Annotated in this window: 3 protein-coding genes; 2 read left to right on the top strand and 1 reads right to left on the bottom strand. The window is 65.5% G+C overall.

The window, feature by feature from the left end:
- On the top strand, nucleotides 1–156 hold a 156-nt coding region (locus tag AC08OJ_RS19390), incomplete at its 5' end, for an ISAzo13-like element transposase-related protein (RefSeq protein WP_476596485.1).
- A 74-nt stretch (nucleotides 157–230) separates the two neighbouring features.
- Nucleotides 231–434, top strand: a complete 204-nt coding sequence (locus AC08OJ_RS19385; protein ID WP_476594718.1) for a hypothetical protein — start codon at nucleotides 231–233, stop codon at nucleotides 432–434.
- Here AC08OJ_RS19385 and AC08OJ_RS19380 read toward each other — a convergent pair.
- Nucleotides 419–3,252, bottom strand: a 2,834-nt coding sequence (locus AC08OJ_RS19380; RefSeq protein ID WP_476596484.1) for an Eco57I restriction-modification methylase domain-containing protein, incomplete at its 5' end; no start/stop codon positions are given. The genes AC08OJ_RS19385 and AC08OJ_RS19380 overlap by 16 nt on opposite strands.

Here is a 3,252-nt window from a genome sequence, read left to right as displayed (position 1 = left end):
GACAGGCTCGTCGTCCGGTACGCACTCGACCCGGCCGACTACCCGACAGGGATCAAGCTATCCAAGAAGGAACAGGAGGAGATTCCGTTCGAACGCGACAGTTTCCACGGCGAGTGGAACTACATGTTCACTTCCCGTAGACCCGATATAGAATAATCAAGTTATTTCAATGCAAATCCTATGCGATCCGAATATCCGACCGATAGTTTCACGAGAAAAAGGAGCATAGCATGGAAGGCAAGGAAACCGACGAGGAGTTCGACGCTCGCCGTTCACAGGAGTTCGATGAAGGGATGGACCGACTCCAAACCTTCGACCCGGATAAATGGGAGGCCGTCAAGAAGCGGATGCGCGAGAAGGAGAAAGAGGAGATCAAGCGAATCTTCGGCGACAAGAAGCCCACTCTGTATGTCGATCGCTATACCGACCTGTGAGGCTTCGCGGCTGATCCTGGCGGCCCGACAGAGTCGTCGGGATCGGGTGGAGTCAGATCGGCGCTGAGATCGTACGCAGAGATCCGGGGACGGCTACCAGATGGCGTACTGGTCGCCCGGAGCAGGCTCCGTGCCTTGTGCGCGCCGAAGGCGGCGAGAGTGGCCGAGTGGCGGCGGCCGAGGCCGGCCGGCGGAGCCAGTGGGCTGACGTAGGCGAGCCCATCAGCCTCCACGGCGGCCATCGCGTCGTAGATCGCGAGGATGCGGGCCTTCGTCCGCTCGAACCGCTCCGGATCGTTGTTCCGGAAGGCCCGGAAGCTGTCCAGGATGTAGCCGACGTCATCCCGGTCAACGCCGTAGAGGTGGAAGTAGGCGGTATCCAGCTCCGCCCGCAGCTCGAACCGGCGTTCCTCGTCCCAGACGAACGGCGGCCCGGAATCACCCAGGTCCTCGGCGAAGGGCCGCATGTCCCAGGCGGTGTACGTCAGCTCCAGCACCCGCGCCTCGATCCACCGCGCCGGTGCCTCCCCCGCCAGCCACCCCACCGGCTCGTCATACCGCTCCGGCGGCAGCACGGGAAGCTGCTTCATGAGAAAGTACTTGAACGAGGTGCCAGCGAATTTCTGTCGGGCACAGTAATCGAGCACGAACACGGAGAAGTTTGCCTGCAGAAGGGCTCCCCGTTCGGATGGCGATGCGAGGAGGAACTTGTCTCCCACGGCGTAACGCGGAATCGCGCCGCTGATCAAGGTCCGTTCGTCGGAGGCGCGGGCGATGTCGCGCCAGCCGAGCAGCCAGCCGCGGTCCCACCGCTCGCCGAGCGTCTTCTCGACCTTCTCCTCGGCGACCCAGTAGCGCGGCAGCGTGACGAAGTCCGGGTCGGCGTGCTGCTTGGGCGTCGTCCGGGGCAGGGTTCCCATGTTCGCCTGAGCTTGGGTCTGCCCCTCGTACGTTCCCAACCGATGGTCAAAATGGTGGACCATCTTCGCCTCGATCAGCGGGAGCATGTACTCGGCGTCCTCGCCCGACCCTCGCGTGAAGACGTTATCGTTGGCCATGTGCAGCATGGCTTTGAACAAGATATTCCACGGGTTCGACGGCGGCGCATCCTGCCAGAGGATCGGTACGCGGCGATAGATGTCCAGGGTGATGCGGGCGTCTCGCGGGGACCGGAAGATCGAGACGGTCCTGGTGTTCGGGTTGAGGAGACGGATCTCGGCCGGTGTCATGGTGAACAGGCGGTCGGCCACGTCGACCATCCGCCGTGATCCGAAGGCGAACGGCACCCGGTCGGCTCCGGCCTGACGCCCGGCGAGAGTGAGAAGGCAGAACCGGACTCGGTGGTCCACCGCGCGGCTGAGTAGGAACTCCTCGTTCTCGAACTCCACCAGCCCGGCGAGCGACTCCTGCTCGACGACGTCCTGGAAGAACGGTGCGGTCGTGGCGTCGGTGGCGATGCCGGTGGGCAGCACCAGGCCGGCACGACCGTGCGGGCCGAGGACGGTCCGGGCCGTCTCGGCGAAGACAGCGTAGGTGTTGACGTCGCCGCGGCCGGTGAGCGGGTAGCGGCCCGAGTCCCGCAGCAGTTGCGACCAGCCGGCGGACTCCCGCAGGTGATCCTGGAAGTCGGCGTACAGGGCACGGTCGGAGGCGAACTCGCTCTCCTTCAGCGCGTCGATCAGGTGCTGCCGGGCCGCCTTGTTCGGGGCCTTGGCGATCTTCTCGTCCCGGTGCGCGAAGAACTCCTTCTCCTGGAGCTTCACCCGCTCCCACGGCGGGTTACCCAGGACGCAGGAGAAGCCGCCGCGCCAGCCGATGCCCGGGTTCGCGTCGGGAGCGTCCGGATCGTCATCCGTGCGGAAGACATCCGGGAACTCCAGATGCCAATGGAAGAAACGGTACCGGTCCGTGATGTCGTCCAGGAGCTTCGCCAGCTCCGGTGACAACTCCTTCGAACCAGCCATCAGCGGATACAGGAGCTGATTCGTGATCGCCGGTGGCCCACCCTCGTGCTTCGGCCAGACGAACGCGGCGCACCAGGCGTTGGCGGCCAGCAGGTGGAGGCGGCGCTCGGGCATGGCCTTCAGGGCTTCGTACCGCCGCGCCTGCTCACGGACATCCGACAGGGACAGTGCACGCAGATCGATGATCTCACGCAGCTCCTGCCGACCGCGCAGGTTGGCGAAGTGACTGATGTCGGCGGATTTCCGCGCCTCCAGGAAGACCGCACCGTGGTTGTCGGCCAGCAGTGCCCTGACCCGGCTGGCATCATCGTCGCCGAACGCCTTGAAGGCGGCGTCGGGGATTCCCCCGTCCAGCAGCATCGGGGTCACGCCGAGCAGGGCGTTGCCGACCTTGATGTGATGTTCGAGGTAGGCGAGCGGGCGGTTCGGCTCGACGGACGCCAGCCACAGCGAGAACTTGGTGATCTCGACCGCCAGCGGGTTGATGTCGACCCCGTAGACGCACCGCGCGACGACCTCGGGCAGGATCTTCACGATCTCCGCCCGGGACGGTTCGTCGTCTCCCCGGTCCATGATCGCGTATCTGCGGGCGATCCGGTGCGCGGCGGCGGCGAGGAAGTGCCCGGAGCCGCAGGCCGGGTCCACCACGGTGATCCGCAGGAGGTCCGCGGGAATGCCGGAGGCCGCGTACCGGTCGATCACGGGGTCCAGCGCGGTCCTCAGCAGCGAGTCGATGAGCGCGTTCGGGGTGAAATACGAGCCGGTGGTCTTGCGTTCGTTGCCCGGCGCGTCGACGAGACGGAACCGCCGGGCCGGCAAATCCGGGTCCGGCACCAGTTCCAGCAGCGACTCGT

Source organism: Frankia sp. CgKIO3 (assembly GCF_977946435.1).
Note: the sequence above shows the minus strand (reverse complement) of the source record. Positions and strands in the feature narration are given on the sequence as shown.

Excerpts from the sequence above, each read along its gene's own strand:
- AC08OJ_RS19385 (WP_476594718.1), top strand. The coding sequence starts at position 231 with ATGGAAGGCAAGGAAACCGACGAGGAGTTCGACGCTCGCCGTTCACAG.